This is a genomic window from Sphingomonas mali NBRC 15500, from assembly GCF_001598415.1.
Lineage (GTDB): Bacteria > Pseudomonadota > Alphaproteobacteria > Sphingomonadales > Sphingomonadaceae > Sphingomonas > Sphingomonas mali.
The window spans coordinates 100,504-118,391 of the sequence record NZ_BCYX01000013.1 but is presented as its reverse complement, the minus strand read 5'-3'; the positions used below and the strand labels follow the sequence as shown (position 1 = coordinate 118,391).

At 64.2% G+C, this 17,888-nt stretch carries 18 protein-coding genes and 1 tRNA gene; 10 read left to right on the top strand and 9 right to left on the bottom strand.

Features of this window, described 5'->3' with window-relative positions:
- Nucleotides 1–150 precede the first annotated feature (150 nt).
- Nucleotides 151–645 (bottom strand): hypothetical protein, encoded by a 495-nt coding sequence (locus tag SMA01S_RS11860; RefSeq protein ID WP_066821998.1) that lies wholly within the window; start codon nucleotides 643–645, stop codon nucleotides 151–153.
- A gap of 82 nt (nucleotides 646–727) precedes the next feature.
- Between SMA01S_RS11860 and SMA01S_RS11855 the strand changes: the two genes are divergently transcribed.
- Both SMA01S_RS11855 and SMA01S_RS11850 read left to right on the top strand, forming a co-directional pair.
- Nucleotides 728–804: transfer RNA gene (locus SMA01S_RS11855), tRNA-Arg, on the top strand.
- A gap of 210 nt (nucleotides 805–1,014) precedes the next feature.
- The gene (locus SMA01S_RS11850) at nucleotides 1,015–1,662 is read left to right on the top strand and encodes a glutathione S-transferase family protein (RefSeq protein ID WP_218016883.1); all 648 of its coding nucleotides are present in this window, start codon (nucleotides 1,015–1,017) and stop codon (nucleotides 1,660–1,662) included.
- A gap of 29 nt (nucleotides 1,663–1,691) precedes the next feature.
- Here the strand turns inward: SMA01S_RS11850 and SMA01S_RS11845 are convergent, their stop codons facing one another.
- The 5 genes from SMA01S_RS11845 to SMA01S_RS11825 all read right to left on the bottom strand — a co-directional run bounded on the left by SMA01S_RS11845 (nucleotide 1,692) and on the right by SMA01S_RS11825 (nucleotide 5,603).
- Complete coding sequence (locus SMA01S_RS11845; protein ID WP_066821995.1) at nucleotides 1,692–1,985, bottom strand: type II toxin-antitoxin system RelE/ParE family toxin; 294 nt, start codon at nucleotides 1,983–1,985, stop codon at nucleotides 1,692–1,694.
- Entirely contained in the window at nucleotides 1,982–2,251 is a 270-nt protein-coding gene (locus tag SMA01S_RS11840; protein ID WP_066821992.1) for a CopG family ribbon-helix-helix protein, read from the bottom strand. Before SMA01S_RS11840 ends, SMA01S_RS11845 begins: the two co-directional genes overlap by 4 nt.
- Nucleotides 2,252–2,367: 116 nt before the next feature.
- On the bottom strand, nucleotides 2,368–2,778 hold the full coding sequence (locus SMA01S_RS11835) for a MerC domain-containing protein (protein ID WP_066822031.1): 411 nt from the start codon (nucleotides 2,776–2,778) through the stop codon (nucleotides 2,368–2,370).
- 134 nt (nucleotides 2,779–2,912) lie between these two features.
- Nucleotides 2,913–5,087, bottom strand: a complete 2,175-nt coding sequence (locus SMA01S_RS11830; RefSeq protein ID WP_066821989.1) for a TonB-dependent receptor — start codon at nucleotides 5,085–5,087, stop codon at nucleotides 2,913–2,915.
- A 96-nt stretch (nucleotides 5,088–5,183) separates the two neighbouring features.
- Nucleotides 5,184–5,603 (bottom strand): DUF2946 family protein, encoded by a 420-nt coding sequence (locus SMA01S_RS11825; RefSeq protein WP_157093915.1) that lies wholly within the window; start codon nucleotides 5,601–5,603, stop codon nucleotides 5,184–5,186.
- Nucleotides 5,604–5,776: 173 nt separating this feature from the next.
- Between SMA01S_RS11825 and rpiA the strand changes: the two genes are divergently transcribed.
- The 6 genes from rpiA to SMA01S_RS11795 all read left to right on the top strand — a co-directional run bounded on the left by rpiA (nucleotide 5,777) and on the right by SMA01S_RS11795 (nucleotide 12,482).
- A complete protein-coding gene (rpiA, locus tag SMA01S_RS11820) occupies nucleotides 5,777–6,457 on the top strand; it encodes a ribose-5-phosphate isomerase RpiA (RefSeq protein WP_066822028.1) in 681 nt (226 codons plus the stop codon).
- A gap of 101 nt (nucleotides 6,458–6,558) precedes the next feature.
- Entirely contained in the window at nucleotides 6,559–8,631 is a 2,073-nt protein-coding gene (tkt, locus tag SMA01S_RS11815) for a transketolase (protein ID WP_066821982.1), read from the top strand.
- Nucleotides 8,632–8,713: 82 nt separating this feature from the next.
- Complete coding sequence (gene tal / locus SMA01S_RS11810; protein WP_066821979.1) at nucleotides 8,714–9,826, top strand: transaldolase; 1,113 nt, start codon at nucleotides 8,714–8,716, stop codon at nucleotides 9,824–9,826.
- Nucleotides 9,827–9,931: 105 nt separating this feature from the next.
- Nucleotides 9,932–10,918 (top strand): phosphogluconate dehydrogenase (NAD(+)-dependent, decarboxylating), encoded by a 987-nt coding sequence (gene gnd / locus SMA01S_RS11805; protein WP_066821976.1) that lies wholly within the window; start codon nucleotides 9,932–9,934, stop codon nucleotides 10,916–10,918.
- Entirely contained in the window at nucleotides 10,915–11,739 is an 825-nt protein-coding gene (locus SMA01S_RS11800; protein WP_066821973.1) for a Cof-type HAD-IIB family hydrolase, read from the top strand. The genes gnd and SMA01S_RS11800 overlap by 4 nt, the downstream gene beginning before the upstream one ends.
- Nucleotides 11,736–12,482, top strand: a complete 747-nt coding sequence (locus SMA01S_RS11795) for an HAD-IIB family hydrolase (protein WP_066821970.1) — start codon at nucleotides 11,736–11,738, stop codon at nucleotides 12,480–12,482. The genes SMA01S_RS11800 and SMA01S_RS11795 overlap by 4 nt, the downstream gene beginning before the upstream one ends.
- Before the next feature lie 118 nt (nucleotides 12,483–12,600).
- Here SMA01S_RS11795 and SMA01S_RS11790 read toward each other — a convergent pair whose 3' ends face one another.
- The gene (locus SMA01S_RS11790; RefSeq protein ID WP_066821967.1) at nucleotides 12,601–13,743 is read right to left on the bottom strand and encodes an aromatic ring-hydroxylating oxygenase subunit alpha; all 1,143 of its coding nucleotides are present in this window, start codon (nucleotides 13,741–13,743) and stop codon (nucleotides 12,601–12,603) included.
- A 62-nt stretch (nucleotides 13,744–13,805) separates the two neighbouring features.
- Between SMA01S_RS11790 and SMA01S_RS11785 the strand changes: the two genes are divergently transcribed.
- The gene (locus tag SMA01S_RS11785) at nucleotides 13,806–15,122 is read left to right on the top strand and encodes an AmpG family muropeptide MFS transporter (protein WP_066821965.1); all 1,317 of its coding nucleotides are present in this window, start codon (nucleotides 13,806–13,808) and stop codon (nucleotides 15,120–15,122) included.
- A complete protein-coding gene (locus SMA01S_RS11780; protein ID WP_066821963.1) occupies nucleotides 15,122–15,883 on the top strand; it encodes a tetratricopeptide repeat protein in 762 nt (253 codons plus the stop codon). Before SMA01S_RS11785 ends, SMA01S_RS11780 begins: the two co-directional genes overlap by 1 nt.
- 123 nt (nucleotides 15,884–16,006) lie before the next feature.
- On the opposite strand, the gene SMA01S_RS11775 is transcribed toward SMA01S_RS11780, so the two are convergent.
- A complete protein-coding gene (locus tag SMA01S_RS11775) occupies nucleotides 16,007–16,450 on the bottom strand; it encodes a DUF6628 family protein (RefSeq protein WP_174543122.1) in 444 nt (147 codons plus the stop codon).
- A gap of 67 nt (nucleotides 16,451–16,517) precedes the next feature.
- Nucleotides 16,518–17,846 carry a bifunctional folylpolyglutamate synthase/dihydrofolate synthase gene (locus SMA01S_RS11770; RefSeq protein WP_066821959.1) on the bottom strand — a complete coding sequence of 443 codons (1,329 nt, stop codon included), beginning with the start codon at nucleotides 17,844–17,846 and terminating at the stop codon, nucleotides 16,518–16,520.
- Nucleotides 17,847–17,888: the final 42 nt, after the last annotated feature.

Here is a 17,888-nt window from a genome sequence, read left to right as displayed (position 1 = left end):
CTTGCCAAAGAAGAAGTAAGAAGACCCTCACCTTCCCACCGCTTCACGGCGGGCCCCTCCCTCTCCCGCAAGCGGGAGAGGGGAATGCGATCGGTGGCCTTCCATGGCTCGCCTTGATCCCGTCGCCTGCGAGAGGAGAAGGCGGCTGGCTTACTTCTCGCCGAGAATCGCCTTGATCGCGGCGATCTTCGTCTGCTGGGCGTCCAATTGCGCCTGCGCCTTGGCGCGCGCGTCTTCCAGCGCGGGATAGGGGGGATCGCCGGCCACGCCGCGCTCGCTGGTCAATTGGTCGAGATCGGTGACGGCGCCGAGCGTATCGACGCGGAGCGAATCGAGGTCGGCCAGCGCCGATTCGGCGCGCACCCATTCGTTGCTGCCCACCGCCTGCGCCGCGGGGCTCCGCGCGGCGCTCTCCGCAGTGGCGGCACTGGCCGCAAACGCTGCCTCCGACGCGCCCAGCTTGGCGCCGATCGCCGCGATCTTCTTGTCGAGTTCGGGATCCGGGGCGGCGACGGGCGTTACAACTTCAGGTTCGGCGTCCGAGCGCGATTCGATCGGCCGCAGCGCGAGCGACGGATAGACCCCCGGCGCTTCGGTACAGCCGATAAGCCCGAGGGTGAGGAGTATCGCGATGCGCTTTGACATGACGCTGCTCTAGGCGGCGAAAAACTATGGCGCAACGCACTTGCGCTTCCCGAAACACCCCTCTATGTGCCGCGTCTCCCAGGCGCCCGTAGCTCAGCTGGATAGAGCATCAGACTACGAATCTGAGGGTCGGACGTTCGAATCGTTCCGGGCGCGCCATTTCCGTTCACAGGCATTAATGCCTATCGCCGCCGCCTCTACACCAGAGGCGGCGGTTCGCGTTCTGGGTCAGCTCGCTGCCCAAGTCGTGGTTCCGAACCTCCGTGTTGCTGGCGCAAGGGCCTGATCCAGAACCTTGTCGTGCAGCGATGGCGGCTGTACCGGCCGGCGGCACATGCCGATCGTACATTCGCTTCCGGAATTGCGATGATGATGAAGCTCTTCTTCAGTCGAAACCCAAATCCGCGGCTTGCGGTCGCGGTCGCGCGCTACCTGAATTCGGCGGTCGACTTCGAATATGCTTCGCCCTTCGCGCCCGGCGAATCCGAGAAGTTCCGGCCTCTGAATCCCAACCTCTCGCTACCCATCCTCGTGGACGGCGAGCGCGTTCTCTGGGAAGCGGACGCAATAGCATGCCGGCTTTCGCGCGACGCCGCGTCAGACTTCTGGCGCACAGGAGATGACGAGCCCGAGATGATCCGCTGGCTAAGCTGGGGGAAAGAGAATTTCATGCAGGCGTGCGATATGGTCCATTTCGAGCGGGGAACGAAGCAGCGTTACGCTCTCGGGCCGATCGATGACGAGAAGGTTGCGGAAGGGCTGGCGCGTTTCCGGGTCGCTGCGACCATCCTCGAAAGTGAACTCCGCGCGCGACAGTGGCTTGCCGGGGAATCGGTTTCGTACGCCGACTTCCGAATGGCCGCCTTTCTGCCGTTCAACGACATCGCCTGCCTGCCGATTGGCGAGTATCCGGCGATTTGCCGTTGGTATGATCAACTCGAAAATATCGAGGCATGGCGGGAGCCGTTCGGGGGACTGGATGCTCCCGACCTGCCGCCAATAGCACCGCTGCGATAGCGCTCTAACCGGGTACCGGGGGCGAAATGCTATTCTTCCGACCCTAAGCTGCGGTTTTCGCGGCAATGCCAGAGACGCAGGATGAAGATGGTCCCGGCCGCGATCTCGTAACGCATCTCGTAATTACCGATGATAATCCGGCGGACCTCGCGCGGCTCATAGGCTTCCAGCTTCTCGCCGATCCTCGGATAGTCGAGCAGCCGTTCCGGGGCGCGGGCAAGCTGCTGGACCACGCGCGCCGCGGCCTCGGGCGCGACCGGGCTTAGATGCTCGTGCAGACGTACAAGGTCCGAGGACGCCTTGCTGGTCCACTGAAGCTTCACTTGAGTGGGGAGGGCAGTGGCTTGTCCGTTCCGAGGCTATCGGCCCATGCTTGGATCGCCTGATGGTCGATAACCCGGCCGGAATCGACATCCAGCAAAGCTTCGAGCGTCATGCGATGACGCTCCTCTTCCTGATCGACCCAGGCCGCGAGCGCCTGTTTCATCACCCAGCCGCGCGAGCGTTCGAGCCGCGAGGCCATGGCTTCGACCTTTTCCGCGAGTCCGATCGGAACATGCGCGGTTAGCACTTTCGTCTCGGCAGTCATTCTAATCACTCTCTATCAGACTGATTAAAATATAATCGAAAAGAGGTGGTCAAACAAGTTTCACAGAACGCTTGGTGCCCGTGTCGGACTGACGCCACTTACCGGCGATGCCGGTGTCAGTCGCAATGCTGATGGTTGGAATGCCGCAGCCGCCAATTGGCGAGATGAGCGCAGGCGAGGCACAGGCTGCCCATGATCGTCACCGGTGTCTCCCAACGCCCGCCGAGCAGCAGAAGCGCGCCCGTCGCCAGCAGGATCAGTCCCGTTGTGCCAATCATCAACGGATAAGCTCGACGATGACGGTGCCGGCCGGCGAACAGCGCCAGCGCCGAGCTCGGCACGGCAAATGCCAGCACCCAGACGTGAAAGCTCTCGGGCAGGGCAATCAGCGACGATAGGGCGGGCAGGGCGGCGAGCAGCAGCGGCAAGCCGGCGCAATGGACCAGGCAGAGCGCTGAAGCGCCGACCGCGGCGCGTTCGACCCAGTCGATCGCCGGCGCACTTACCGCAGGGTCTCCATGGGGCATGGGGTTCTCCAAGGTTCGATAGGCGGCCCGCCGCGACGGCCGGTTGGAAAGGCGCAGGCCACCTGCCGCCGCGGACGCGCCGCGGCGACTGGCCATCTCGCCGGGGCGCGCCACCGGCACGCCCCGATACTCGATCAGAACTTCTTGCTGATGCCCGCGAAGAACCCGCGCCGCGCACCATATTGCGGGGCGCCGACGCCGACCCCCGATCCGTCGCGGATCAGGTAGCTTTTGTCGAACAGATTGACGACATCGAAGCGGATCGACAGCCCCTTGAGCACGCCGGGACCCTCGAGATTCTGCGCGATCCCGATATTGGCGGTGACGTACGAGGGCAGCTTGCCGCCATTGGGAACGATGCCGGCGGGGTCGTCCGCGCGCAGCCCGTCGCCATAGAGGAAGTCGACCGCCGGAACGAGCGTGCCGATCCCGTCATGGATCGTGACACTGGCGCCGCCCGAGGCCGTCCAATTCTGCGAATGGTCGGTGAAGATATAATGGTTGGAGATGTAATCGAGCTCGTCCTGCGCAAAGAAATATTGGCTCGAGATGATGTTGCGGCCTTTCTCCTGACCACGTGCGACGTTGGCGTAGAGGTCGACCGGTCCCTTGGTGTAATTGGCGCTGAGCTCGACGCCCCAGGCATAGCCCTTGGCGTAGTTGAACGGCGACAGCACCAGCGAGGTGCCGAACTGGCCTTCGTCGAGCAGGTTGCGCTTGATCTTGTAGTAAGCGTCGAGCCCGATCTTGAGGCCAGGCAGCACGGTCTGCTGCACGCCGGCATCGAAGTAATGCTCGCGCTCCGCCCGTACCGGGTCGGCGGTCTGAATTTCGGGCTCCTTGGTCGTGCCGTTGAACAGGGCCAGCGTCGGCGCCGCAATCAATTCCTGCGGCGGCGGCGTGAAGTTGCGCGCATAACCGAGATGGAAAGTGGTGCCGTCGCTCGGTTTCCAGACGAGATTGACGCGCGGGCTGACCTGTTGCTCACGCGTATAGGCCCTGACCGCGTCGAACCGGACGCCGTAATTGAGCGTCAGCGTCGGGCTCAGCGACCATTCGTCCTGGAGATAGACGCCATAGAGCTGGCCGTTGCGCCCGCCCTTGTCGGTGATCGTGATCGGAATGTCCGAGGTCTGCTTGCCATTCCCGTCGACCGGGAACACGCGTGACGTCACTAGCGTGCGCGTCCGCTCGTTCTGAACGAACAGGCCGAAGCGCAATGTATGAGCATCGGACAGTTTATAGCTGCCGTCCGCCTGCACGCCGATCGCCAGGCTGGACAGACGGGAATTGTCCGCGACGCCCGCGAGGATCAAATCGCCACCCTGCGGGTCGGGCGTGAAGCGGGTCTGGGAGTAGCGTATGAACGGGGCCACCTGAAAATTGAGCGCGCCGCCGGCATATTGATACGCAAGCACGCCGTAATGCGTGATCTCGCGCTGGTTCTGGTCGAGCTTGGAGGAATCGAAGCTCGAATTCCCGTTGAGGTTGAAGTTGGTAGCAGGGTCCCCCTGACCCGGATTGTTCGGAATCTGGAAATAGCCGATCGACGTGCCGCCGAACGCGGTGATGCGGCTGGTCGACGAGACGATGTCGGAGATGTACGCGAACGCTCGATATTGACGAGTGCGATCGTGGATCGCGTCACGCGTCGGGATCGGGTTTTCGACGCCCAGGTCGTTCTGGAGATAACTGCCCGAGGCGAAATAGCTCAGCGATCCGTCCGTCCCATGGATCGACGCGCTGGGATTGATCGTGTTCCGGCTGCCGCCGTAAAAGCCGACATCGCCGCCATTGTCGAACCCGCCCGATCCGGTCTTCAGGCTGACCACACCCGATGTGCGATAGCCATATTGCGCCGGCAGCGTGCCGGTGATCAGCTCGACCGAGTCGGCGATCCGGGGGTCGAATGTCTGGCCGAAGCCCGAGATGCTCTCCGGCACGATCACGCCATTCAATCGGTATTGAAGGTTGCCGTGTTCGTTGCGGACATGCACCGCGCCATAGCTGTCGAGCGTCACGCCGGGGACCTGGGACAGGACCTGGACCAGGCTGACATTGGCGCCGCCGGGCTGCTTGGAAAGCATCGCCTTGTCGATCGTGTAGGCGCTGGCGCCGAGCGACGGCAGGATGGCGTCGCGCGCCGCGTCGAGCCGCTGCGCGGTGATCACGATGTCGCCCGATTGATCCGACGGGGCAGGGGCGGGGGTAGGGGCAGCCGGTGGCGGGCTGGCTGGCGCGTCCTGGGCCGAGGCCATCGCGGGAAACAGCGCGACGGATGCCGCGCCCAGCAGGAATAGATGTCGCATTCTAATAAACTCCGGGAACCTTGGTCGCGGATTCACTGCGGAATCCGCTGGACGCGACTGGGCACGGTGTCGTGCCTTCGCGTCGCGGTGATTATGTCAGGCGTGGAGTTGGGTCGGAGGTGCGCGGCTATGCCAGCCGAGCGAGCGACGTTCGAGGCTCAACCCGAAGGCGAGACCAGTAATTAGCCAGACGGGCATCGCCTGGGGCGCCGGAAGGACGATCGGCGCTGGTGGCAGGTACGCGGCACTTTGCGCGATTTCCCGACAGATCGGACAATTCGCCGGTGAATCGAATGGTGAGTTTCGGTCCGACGAGGTCGCCGCGACCGCGCCTGTCTGGCCGGCAGCGGTGGAGATCGGCGCACTGGCGAAATGGTTGTGGGTCTGGGCAACGAAACTCTGCCACGAGAACACCACCAGCATGGCCAGCAGCACGGCAATCCAGCCAGCACCCAGCCGCCGCCCCTGATGGGGCGGACGCGACGTGCTACCGATGCGCCTTGCTATAGTCGCCATAATCTCCGGCCGATCGCTCGACGAGCGGGTTGCGGTTGCGTTCTGCTATGTTGCATTGTTACATGAATCAAGCCGTTTCGTTGCGGTGCACCATTCCGCAGGGTTATAACCGTGATGCGTCGGCGATGAACCGGCCGTTCCCGCGCGCGCGGTTTCGCGCTACGCCCACGTCCATGATCGACGACGACAAGAGGATCGCCGCCGAAGCCGCGGTCGCCGAAATCCGTGACGGCATGCTGGTGGGCATCGGTACCGGATCGACCGTGGCGTTCGCGATCCGCGCGATCGCCGCGCGCCTGCCCGAACTTCGCCGGACGATATTCTTCGCCACGTCGATCGCCACCGAACAGGCGGCGCGCGATGTCGGCATTCCGATCGGGCGATTCGCGCTCGCGTCGCGGCTGGACCTGACGATCGACGGTGCCGACGAGATCGATCCCGGGCTGCAAGTCATCAAGGGGGCGGGCGGGGCTTTGTTGCGCGAAAAGATCGTCGCCGAAGCGTCCGAGCGGATGGTGGTGATCGCCGACGCCTCGAAGCGGGTCGATCGGCTCGGCGCCGCGCCGCTGCCGGTCGAGGTGCTGCCTTTCGCGAGGAGTTTCGTCGCTGCCCGTCTCGCGGCGCTGGGCGCCGAGCCCGTCTTGCGCATGGCCGACGAAGGCGCGTGGCGCAGCGATCAGGGCAATGTCATCTTCGATTGCCATTTCGTGTCGTTCCCGGACCCGGCCGGGCTCGCGGCCGCGTTGCAGGCGATTCCCGGCGTGATGGGGCATGGTCTTTTCCTGCGCGAGGTCGACGCCGCCTATATCGCCGACGGGGGAACCGTTACGAAAATGGAACGCAATACCACCTGACGGGTGGCAAGCGCGCGATGCTCCCCATATAGGGCGTGGAAATGGCGCAACCGCGATGCGGTCCGCGCGTTCGTCCACCCGAAGCGGGAGCCCGAAATAGAATGTCCGATACCCAGACCGCCGACGTGGATCAGCTCAAAGAAGACGGTTCGATTGAGCGTCTGACCATCGACACGATTCGCACGCTGTCGATGGACGCGGTACAAAAGGCCAATTCCGGGCACCCCGGCACGCCGATGGCGCTGGCGCCGGTCGGCTACACGCTCTGGTCGCAATTCCTCCGCTACGATCCCTCGACGCCGACCTGGCCCAATCGCGACCGCTTCGTGCTGTCGGTCGGCCATGCCTCGATGCTGCTCTATTCGCTGATCCACCTCGCCGGGATCGAGGAAGTCGATGGCACGGGCAAGAAGACCGGCAAGGAAGCGGTCAGCCTCAACGATATCGAGAATTTCCGTCAGCTTGGCTCGAAGACACCGGGTCATCCCGAATATCGCCACACCACCGGGGTCGAGACCACCACTGGTCCGCTCGGGCAGGGCTGCGGCAATTCGGTCGGCATGGCGATCGCCGAGCGCTGGCTCGCGGCGCGCTATAACAAGGATGGCTTCACGCTGTTCGATCACGACGTCTACGCGCTGTGCGGCGATGGCGATATGATGGAAGGCGTGTCGGCTGAGGCGGCGTCGATCGCCGGGCACCTCAAGCTTTCCAACCTCTGCTGGATCTACGATTCGAACCATATCTCGATCGAGGGCGACACCGCGCTCGCGTTCGACGAGGATGTTGGCAAGCGCTTCCTGGCCTATGGCTGGAACGTCATCCATGTGAACGACGCCAATGATTGTGCGGCGATGGCCCAGGCGCTCGAGACGTTCCGCAAGACCGACGATCGCCCGACCTTCATCGTCGTCCATTCGGTGATCGGCTGGGGATCGCCCCGCGCCGGCAGCGAAAAGGCGCATGGCGAGCCGCTCGGCGTCGACAACGTCAAGGCGACCAAGGAAGCCTATGGCTGGCCGCAGAAGGACTTTTACGTCCCCGATGGCGTCGAGAAGCATTTCAACGGAGCGATTGCCGACCGCGGTCGTCCGCTGCGCGAGGAATGGGACGCGACCTTCGCCAAGTACAAGTCGGCCTATCCCGATCTCGGCAAGGAACTCGACCTGATCCTGTCGGATCGGCTGCCCGAGGGTTGGGATGCCGACATTCCAACCTTCGACGCCGATGCCAAGGGGCTCGCGACGCGCGATTCGAGCGGCAAGGTGCTCAACGCGATCGTGCCGAAGGTGCCGTGGTTGCTCGGCGGCTCGGCCGATCTCGCGCCGTCGACCAAGACCGACATCAAGAACGCGCCGTCGTTCGAGCCGGACAATTATGGCGGCACCAATTTCCATTTCGGGGTGCGCGAACACGGCATGGGCGCGGTGGTCAACGGCATGTCGCTCTCGCATCTGCGCGCTTACGGTTCGACCTTCTTCGTGTTCCTCGACTATATGCGCCCGCCGGTGCGCCTGTCGGCGCTGATGGAACTGGGTTCGGTCTGGGTGTTCACGCACGATTCGATCGGCGTTGGCGAGGACGGTCCGACCCATCAGCCGATAGAGCAGCTGGCGATGCTCCGCGCGACGCCGGGGATCGACACGATCCGTCCGGGCGACGCCAATGAGGTCGCTGCGGCGTGGCGCGCGTTGATGAAGGATGGCGGCCACCCGACCGCGCTCGTTCTGTCGCGTCAGGCGATGCCGACGCTCGATCGCTCGACATATGCCAGTGCCGATGGCGTCGCGAAAGGCGCCTATGTGCTGGCCGACAGCGATAATCCTCAGGTGATCCTGATCGCGAGCGGATCGGAGGTCAGCCTGGTGGCCAAGGCTTATGAGCAACTCAAGGCCGAAGGCGTCGCGGTGCGCGTCGTGTCGATGCCGAGCTGGTTCAGGTTCGAGCTGCAGGATGCGGCCTATCGCGAAAGCGTGCTGCCATCGGGCGTTACCGCGCGCCTCGCCGTCGAGATGGGCGGCGAGATGGGCTGGGATCGCTATGTCGGTCCGAAGGGTTCGACGATCACCATGTCGACGTTTGGCGCTTCGGCACCACTCGCCGGGTTGCAGGACAAGTTCGGATTCACGGTGGAAAACGTGGTGGCCAAGGCGAAGGCGCTTTTGGCCAAATAATGGCCGTCATCCCAGCGAAAGCTGGGATCTTGTGCCGCATGAGACCCCAGCTTTCGCTGGGGTGACGCAGAAGGAAAGACCAATGGGACGGATCAACGATCTGGAAAAACTCGGTCAGGCGATCTGGCTCGACTTCATCGACCGCAAGCTGCTGGCCGAGGGCGGATTGAAGAAACTGGTCGAGGAAGACGGCGTCACCGGCGTGACGTCCAACCCGTCGATCTTCGAGAAGGCGATGGGGCATGGCAACGCCTATGACGCCGAACTCGCCGACTTCGACAAGGCCAATCCCGGTGCGTCGGCGATGGCGCGTTACGAGCATCTCGCGATCCAGGATATCCAGGCCGCCGCCGACACGCTGCGCCCGGTCTATGACCGGCTCGGCGCCAAGGACGGCTATGTCAGCTTGGAAGTGTCGCCTTATCTTGCCAACGACACCGACGAGACGGCCGCCGAAGCCGAGCGACTGTGGAAAGCGGTCGACCGGCCCAACCTGATGATCAAGATCCCGGGCACCGCCGCGGGCGTCCCCGCGATCGCGGCGTCGATCGACAAGGGCATCAACATCAACGTGACGTTGCTGTTCTCGATCGAGGCGTACAAAGCGGTCGCGCTGGCGTTCGTCGAGGGTCTCGAGAAGCGCGCCGCGCGTGGCGAGGCGATCGACCGCATCGCCAGCGTCGCGAGCTTTTTCGTCAGCCGGATCGACACCAAGATCGACGACGCGATCGACGCTGGCACTGGCGGCGAGGAAGCCAAGGCGCTGAAGGGCAAGGTGGCGATCGCCAACGCCAAGGCGGCTTATGCCTGGTACCAGGACTTCATCCAGTCGGCCCGCTGGCAGGCGCTCGCCGCCAAGGGCGCGATGCCGCAGCGGCTGCTCTGGGCATCGACCGGGACCAAGAATCCGGATTATTCGGATGTCCTTTATCTCGATACGTTGATCGGTCGCGATACCGTCAACACCGTGCCGCCCAAGACGCTCGACGCTTTCCGCGATCACGGCACCGCTGCCGAGACGCTGACCCAGGATCTGGACGGCGCGAGGCACGTATTGGCCGAGGCCGAGCGGCTTGGGCTCGACCTGCAGGGCGTGACCGAAACCCTGGTCGAGGAAGGCGTCGCGTCCTTCTCCAAGGCGTTCGACGACTTGCTCGGCTCGATCGCTGCCAAGCACCCGGCCGAAGCGACCTGATCAGCGCCTGCACCTCATTCCGTTCGTGCTGAGCCTGTCGAAGCACGATGCGTTCCTACGCCCTTCGAGTAGCTCAGGGCGAACGGTTGAAAGGTTTGGCGAATCATGAAAATCGGAATCATCGGCCTTGGCCGCATGGGCGGTAATATCGCGCGGCGGCTAATGCGCGGCAATCATGAGACGGTCGTCTATGATCGCGCGCCCGAAGCGGTGAAGGAAATCGTCGCCGACGGCGGCATGGGCGCCGGGTCGCTTGAGGAGATGGCGGGCAAGCTCGACAGCCCGCGCATTTTCTGGGTGATGCTGCCGGCGGGCGCACCGACCGAAAGCACGATCGAAACGCTCACCGGTCTTTGTTCGCCGGGCGATATCATCATCGACGGCGGGAATACCTTCTACAAGGACGATATCCGCCGCTCGAAGGCGCTGGCCGAGAAGGGCCTGAAATATGTCGATGTCGGCACGTCGGGTGGTGTCTGGGGTCTGGAACGCGGCTATTGCATGATGATCGGTGGCGATGGCGACGTCATGCGTCATCTCGATCCCATCTTCGATACGCTCGCCCCCGGTGTCGGCACGATTCCGCGGACGCCCAACCGGATGGCACGGGAAGGCGAAGATCCGCGGGCGGAGAAGGGGTATATCCATGCCGGCCCTGCCGGCGCGGGGCATTTCGTCAAGATGGTCCATAACGGCATCGAATACGGCCTGATGCAGGCTTATGCCGAGGGCTTCGATATCCTCAAGAGCAAGGTTTCCGACAAGCTGCCTGAGGAAGAGCGCTTCGACCTCAATCTCACCGACATTGCCGAAGTGTGGCGGCGCGGATCGGTGATTTCGTCCTGGCTGCTCGATCTCTGCGCCCAGGCATTGGCCCAGGACATGGCGCTCGATCAATTCTCCGGCCGCGTCGCGGATTCGGGCGAGGGGCATTGGACGATCGAAGCAGCGATGGAAGAGGCTGTGCCCGCGCACGTGCTGACCGCGGCATTGTTCGCGCGTTATCGCAGCCGCGTCGAACATACTTATGGCGACAAATTGCTGTCGGCGATGCGCTTCGGGTTCGGCGGGCATGTGGAGATGCCGCAGTGAACCAGGGCAGCGCGCCCATCCGGCTGGTCATATCGGATGTCGACGGTACGCTGGTTCGCAAGGACAAGTCTCTCAGCCCGCAGGTGGTCGCCGCCGTGCGTCGGCTGCGCGAGGCCGGCGTAGCCTTCACGCTGATCAGTGCGCGGCCGGTGTCGGGGGTGATGCCGCTGATTGCCCCGCTCGGAATCGATAGTCCGGTCGCGGCGATCAACGGTGGGATTATCTTCCGTCCGGACGGCAGCATGATCGCCGAGCATCGCATCGATCCTCATGTGACCCGTGGCGTATTTTCGCTGGCCGAGAATGTCGCGGTCGATCGTTGGGTCTTCGCGGACAACCGCTGGTACGCCTCCAGCTTGGAGGGCGTCCATGTCGAGCACGAACGCGTCGCGTCGAACCAGCAGCCAATCCTGCGGGAGGATTTTGCCGATCTCCACGATCGCGCGGACAAGGTAACGTTCGTCAGCGACGACGCTCCGTTGCTCCGCGACTTCGCGCAGCGCGCCATCGCCGAATTCGGCGCGGGGGCAACGATCGGGCAGAGCCAGACCTATTATCTCGACGTCACCAACGCTCGTGCGAACAAGGGCGACGGCGTCACCGCCCTGGCAGGAATGCTGGGGGTCGACCTCGCCGAGGTCGCGGTTTTCGGGGACATGGATAACGATATCGCCATGTTCGCGCGTGCTGGCGTTTCGGTGGCGATGGGACAAGCGCCCGACGGCGTTAAGGCGGCGGCCAACCACGTATCCACCAGCAACGAGCAAGACGGCGTCGCGCACGCCATCGACACATTCGTCCTGCCGCGTGTCGCGCGATGAAGAAGCTGATCGCGTTCGACCTTGACGGCACCCTTGCCCTCAGCAAGCAGCCGCTCGACGACGACATGGCCTCGCGGATCGCTGATCTGCTCGCGGTTTGTCTGGTCGACATCATCTCGGGTGGCGACTGGCCGCAATTCGAGAAACAGGTCGTGTCGCGGCTGCCAGAGCGCGCCAAGCTGGCCAATTTATTCATTCAGCCGACGACGGGGACCAAGCTCTATCGCTGGTCGGGTGAGTGGAAGCCGGTGTACGCCGAATTGTTCTCGCACGTCGAACGGCGGCAGATCGAGACGGCACTCGACGATGCGGTAAAAGCCGAAGGGCTCGACCAGGGTCAGACCTGGGGCGACCGAATCGAGGATCGTGGCAGCCAGATCACCTTTTCTGGACTGGGTCAGGATGCGCCGCTGGTCGCCAAGAATGCCTGGGACGCCGATCGCTCGAAGCGCGAAGCGCTGCAGATGCGGCTGCGCGAGGCGCTCCCCGATCTGTCGATCAATATCGGTGGATCGACCTCGATCGACATCACTCGCAAGGGCGTCGACAAGCAATATGGGCTGAAGAAGCTGCTCCCCGTTGCCGGCGTCGATGCCGCCGAAGTGCTGTTCATTGGTGATGCGATCTATCCGGGCGGCAACGATTATCCCGCGAAGGAAATGGGGCTCGACACGATCAAAGTCGACGAGATCGAGCAGACGCGATTGGTGATTTCGACCGTTGCGACGGTGCTGAAGGGGTAAGACTTACCTAACTTCCAAACGTCACCCTGGACTTGTTCCGGGGTCCAACGTGCCGCCACGGAAGTCAGCCGTTGTTGCTCATTGGATGCCGGAACAAGTCCGGCATGACGCTGACACCTCAGCCCGCTAGCGCCTTCTCCACCGCATCATGGAACAGGCGAATGCCGCCTTCCATGCTCCCCAACGTCAACCGCTCGATCGCGCCGGACATCAGCCCTTCCTGGCACAGTGCCGCCGCGCGGAAATCCTCGGAGCCGAAGACGCCGCCGTCGAGCAAATTCCAGCTCTTCTCCCAATGGGCGAGCGCCTTCTCCGTCGCAGGCGGCTCGGGGATCAGCATGAAGTCCTCAACCAGCACGCGGTCGACGCCACGCGGCATCAGCGTCATCAGGTTCATGTAGTCTGGGCTGACCACGAGCACGGTCGCCGGGAACATCTGGTAAGTATAGGTGATCGCGCGGCGCAATGTCGGCCAATCCTCGGCCGCGCAGTCATCCGCCGATACGTCGCGCCCGACCGCCGAGCGCTGGTGCGCTCCGATCATGTCGCCTGACGCGACGCCATCCTTGAAGAACGGACCGATCGTCGCGGCGTGGAGGCGCTGGACGTGATAGCTTTCCAGGAAGGCGTCCATGATCTGTTTCCAGTTCGCGGCGACATCGTGCGTGCGGCGGCGGAACAGATGCTGGCCGGCGAGATTGAAGGCATCGAAATCATGGCCGAGCGTCTCGGGCTCGGCAAAATCGGCGCTGTCGTCGAACGCGAACCAGATCAGGCCGCCAGCCTCGCAGGTCGGCAGGCGGCGAAGGCCGAACTCGCTCGTGTCGAGGTCGGGGAAGGCGTCGGTTCGCGGCAGCGCCAGCAGCTTGCCGTCGAGACCATAGGTCCAGGCGTGATAGGGGCAGACAAGCCGCGCCGCGCAGACCGCTTCCTGGCCCTCGACCAGCCGCGTGCCGCGATGGCGGCAGACATTCATGAAGACATGCGCCTTGCCGTCACGGTCGCGCGTGATCAGCAGCGGCTTGCCATAGCCGTCATGCGGGACCGCCATGCCAGGGTCGGGCAGCAGCGCGGAGGGCGCGATCACCAGCGGACGTTTGCCGAATATCTTGCCGCGTTCGGCCTCATACCGCGCCGGATCGGTATAGGCGGCCGCGTCGACATGCGTGATCCCGCCGGCGCGCGCTTCGCCGCCATCTGCAAGCTTCTTCGCCAGCGCGAGCTGCCCCGCGGTTGGCGCGATCCTGGTCGCCACGTTCATGGGCTTCCTCTCCCGATTTTTGCGGCTAGTGTCTGCGTTAAGCACACGGGGAGCAAGACATAATGATCGAGGTGGAGCGGCCGCACAGCTGGGTCGACAGCATCCGGCCGTATCTGGAAAAGGCGCCTCTCGCCGCGCTGGCGCTCGGGGTGTCATCGGGCTTTCCCTTCGCGATGATCGCGGCGACCCTGACCACACGGTTGAAGCAGGATGGCATCACCAAGGCGACGGTGACCGCGTTCAGCCTCGCGATCCTCGTCTACAATTTCAAATGGCTGTGGTCGTGGATGGTCGATGGCGTACGCCTGCCGTTGATTGGCCGGTTGGGTCAGCGCACCTCGTGGATGCTGCTGGCGGGGGTGCTCGTGATCGCCGCAGTGAGCAATCTGGCCTTCGCCGATCCCAAGGCGAGCATCGGCGCGATGGCGCTCGCGGCTGTCCTGGTCGGCATCGCCGGCGCTACGTTCGATACCGTGATCGACGCTTATCGCATCGAATTGCTCGAGCCGCGCCAGCTCGGCGTCGGGTCGGGGATGGCGCAATACGGTTATCGCATCGGCAATGTCGGCGCCGCGTCGCTGGCGCTGCTCGTCGCCGGGGCATCCAACTGGACGGCCGCCTATCTGACCTGCTGTGTACTGGCATTGCCGGCGATGCTGACCGCGGTCATGATCGGCGAACCCGCCCGCCGCCGGGTGTCCGCAGAACGGCGCAGCGTCGGCGAAGTGCTGACGTCGATCTGGGGCCCGTTCGTCGAGTTCTTCAAGCGTCGCGGTGCGCTCATCGTGCTGATCTTCATCCTAGTGCACAAGGTCGGCGACACACTCGCCAACCTGACCTTTCGCCTGCTGTTCGATGACCTGAAGTTCACCAACGCGGAGATCGCCGGCTACGACGTGCTCCTGGGGTTCTGGGCCTATATGATCGGCATCTTCATCGGCGGTATTCTCTACGCGAAGATAGGCATGAAGCGCTCGGTATTGCTATCGCTCGTGCTGATGGCGGTATCGAACCTCAGTTTCGCGGCACTCGCGGCGGCGGGGCATTCGAATCTGGGGATGGCCGGAGCGATCGGATTCGAGAACATCGCGAGTGGCTTCGGCGGCGTGGTCGTGACTGCCTATTTCTCCGCGCTGACTGACCTGCGTTTCACCGCGGCGCAATATGCCCTGATCTCGGCGGCGGCGAGCATTCTCGGGCGGGTGCTTACCGGGACCATGGCTGGCGGGCTGATCGACAGCATGGGCTATGTCGATTTCTACATCCTGACGACGATCATCGCGCTGCCCGGCGTGCTGATCTTCTGGTGGATGATCCGCAGCGGGCTGGTCGACCAGGCGATCGGATCGGCGGCGACAGAGAGTAGCGAGCCTTCCTGATGTTGTTCCTTATCCTCTCCGGCGGGACGATCGTCTGCCAGATCGCGTGCGTGGTGCATTGCGTGCGCAACAGCCGCAACACGTTCTGGATCTGGCCGCTGGTGTTCTTCCCGATGGTCGGCTGCATCGCCTATTTCATCGTCGAAGTGCTGCCGGGCATGCAGGGCAATCGCCATGTCCGCACGATGCGCGCGCAAGCAGCCAAGGCAATCGACCCCGAACGCGAGGTGCGCGCAGCCCGCGACGCATTGGGGCTGGCGGACACGATCGCCAACCGCATCCGGCTGGCCGATGCGCTGTCGGCGGTCAATCGGCCGGCCGAGGCGATCCCGCTCTATCGTGAGGCAATCGCCGCGCAGCCATTGCCCGACACGCGCACCGAGACGAAGCTTGCCCGAGCCTTGTTCGAAGAAGGCAAGATCGACGAAGCGCAGCAGGTGATCGATGCGATCGCCAAACCGTCAGGGCAGAGCGACCGCGACCGCCTCGATCTGCTGAGGGCGCGGATCTACGACCATCTCGAGCGCAAGGACGATGCCCTGGCGATCTATCGCGACATCGTCACGCGCATGCCCGGTGAGGAAGCGCGCTGCCGCTATGCCGCGTTATTGATCGAACTCGGCCGCAAGCGCGAGGCGCTAGGGGTGCTGGAGGAAGTCGAGGACCGGATGAAGCGGCTCGACCGCCACCAGCGCCAGGCGGAAGGCGACATGTACCGCTGGGCGACCGACAAATTGCGCGAGCTACGCGCGGCGGGATAGCGCCTCCCAAGAATCCGTTCGCCCTGAGCTTGTCGAAGGGTGCGCTTGAGGCGCGCGATTTCCGAGTCACTTGGTGCCCTTCGACAAGCTCAGGGCGAACGGTCTATCGTGAGCTAGCCGTTGCTAGTCGCAAGACAACGGCAGCCCGGCATCCGCGAATGCGCCGGACAAGGCCGCCGCCGTCGCCACGATCGCATCGGCGCGGCGCTGCGCCATCAGGTCGGCGAGCAACAGGCGCGCGGTTTCCGGGCGGCGCTCGGCATGACCGATCGCGGTGATCATCGTTTGCTCCGCCCAGGTCATGCGCGCGCAGCAGCATGGCGCGATCGGGATCGTCGTGGTTGAGGTCGCTGCGAGTTCGGCCATGAATGCGCGGGCGAGCAGCAGCGGCCGGCGGAACCCCGCGCCGAATGCGCTCAGTAAGGCATTGGCGGCGACCGCATCGTTGAGCCCGTGCGCGCCCATGCGTCGGATCGCGAGTAGCAGCAGGCGTGCGGCCATGGTTTCTGGCAGATTGTGCGGCAGGGCTTCGCTGACCAGCGACGCAGGCATTGGGGCAGGGGCCATTGGGCGACTCCGTGGTGGGAGCCGCATAGTCGGTAAGTCGCTATTGATAGTCAATCGCAATAATAGATCATTCCGGCGCTTCGCCGTTCGCCGCGAGCACTTCGCCTGCCAGATAGAGCGAGCCGAGAATCATCACGGTCACCGGTTCTTTGGCGTCGCCTGCGATCGCGCGCAGCGCCGCCTCCACCGTCTCCGCTGCCTGGGACACCATGCCGATGTCGCGGGCGACCGCACCCAGCACGTCCGCGCTGTGACATTCATGGCCACCGACCGGAACGGCATGGAAGCTCGCGGCCAGCCCGGCGAACGGTCCCAGCAGTCCGGCGGGGTCCTTGTTGGACAGCATGCCCACGATCATGTGCGCACCGTTGGTGTCGCGATGTCCCAGCACCTCGCGCAATGCGACGGCGACGCTGGCGCCGGCGGCGGCGTTATGGCCGCCATCGAGCCAAATCTCGCTGCCGGGCGGCAACATACGCGTCAGTGGCCCGTCGCCCAGTAACTGCATCCTGGCTGGCCAGGTGGCGTGCTCGGCCGCGGCGACAAAGGCGTCGGGTGGGATGGTCAGCGTCTTTTGATGATGGAGCATGGCGATCGCCAAAGCGAGATTGCCCGGCTGGTGCGGCCCGGCCAGCACTGGCAACGGCGTCTGCACCTTGCCCGCGGCGTCGCGATAGGTGAGCCGGCCGTCATCGGCGGCCCAGAACCAATTCCTGCCCTCGGGCGATACCGGCGCTCCGGCGGTTCGTGCGACCGCACTGACCCGCGCCTCGACCGAAGGCGGGTAGCGCATCGTGACCAGCGGCACTTGCGGTTTGGCGATGCCGGCCTTTTCGGCGGCGATATCCTCGATCGTCGTCCCCAGGAATCGTTCGTGGTCGATCCCCAGTTGCGCGATGCCGGTGACGATCGGCTGCGCGATGACATTGGTGGCGTCGAGCCGCCCGCCGAGCCCGACCTCGACGATACAGGCATCGGCGGGCGTGCGGGCAAAGGCGAGGAACGCTGCGGCAGTCGTCACCTCGAAGAAGCTCGCGCCGATATCGCCACCGGCGTCGAGCACTTCCTCGAGCAGCGGCGCCAGCTCGGCATCCGTGATCAGCGTACCGGCGAGCCGGATGCGCTCGTTGAAGCGAACGAGATGCGGGCTCGAATAGACATGCGTCGTGTAGCCCGCCGCCTCGATCGCCGCGCGCAGGAAGGCGCAGGTCGATCCCTTGCCATTGGTGCCGGCGACATGGAGCACCGGGGGCAAGCGCTCATGTGGGTTGCCGATGCGCTCGAGCAATTCGGTGATGCGCTCCAGACCGAGGATGTCGGCGCCAGGCGAGAGCGCCCATAGCCGGTCGAGTTGCCGCTGCACGGCGGGATCGGACGAGACGGCGTGGTCGGGCATCTCTAATTCCCCTCCCGCTTGCGGGAGGGGTCAGGGGAGGGA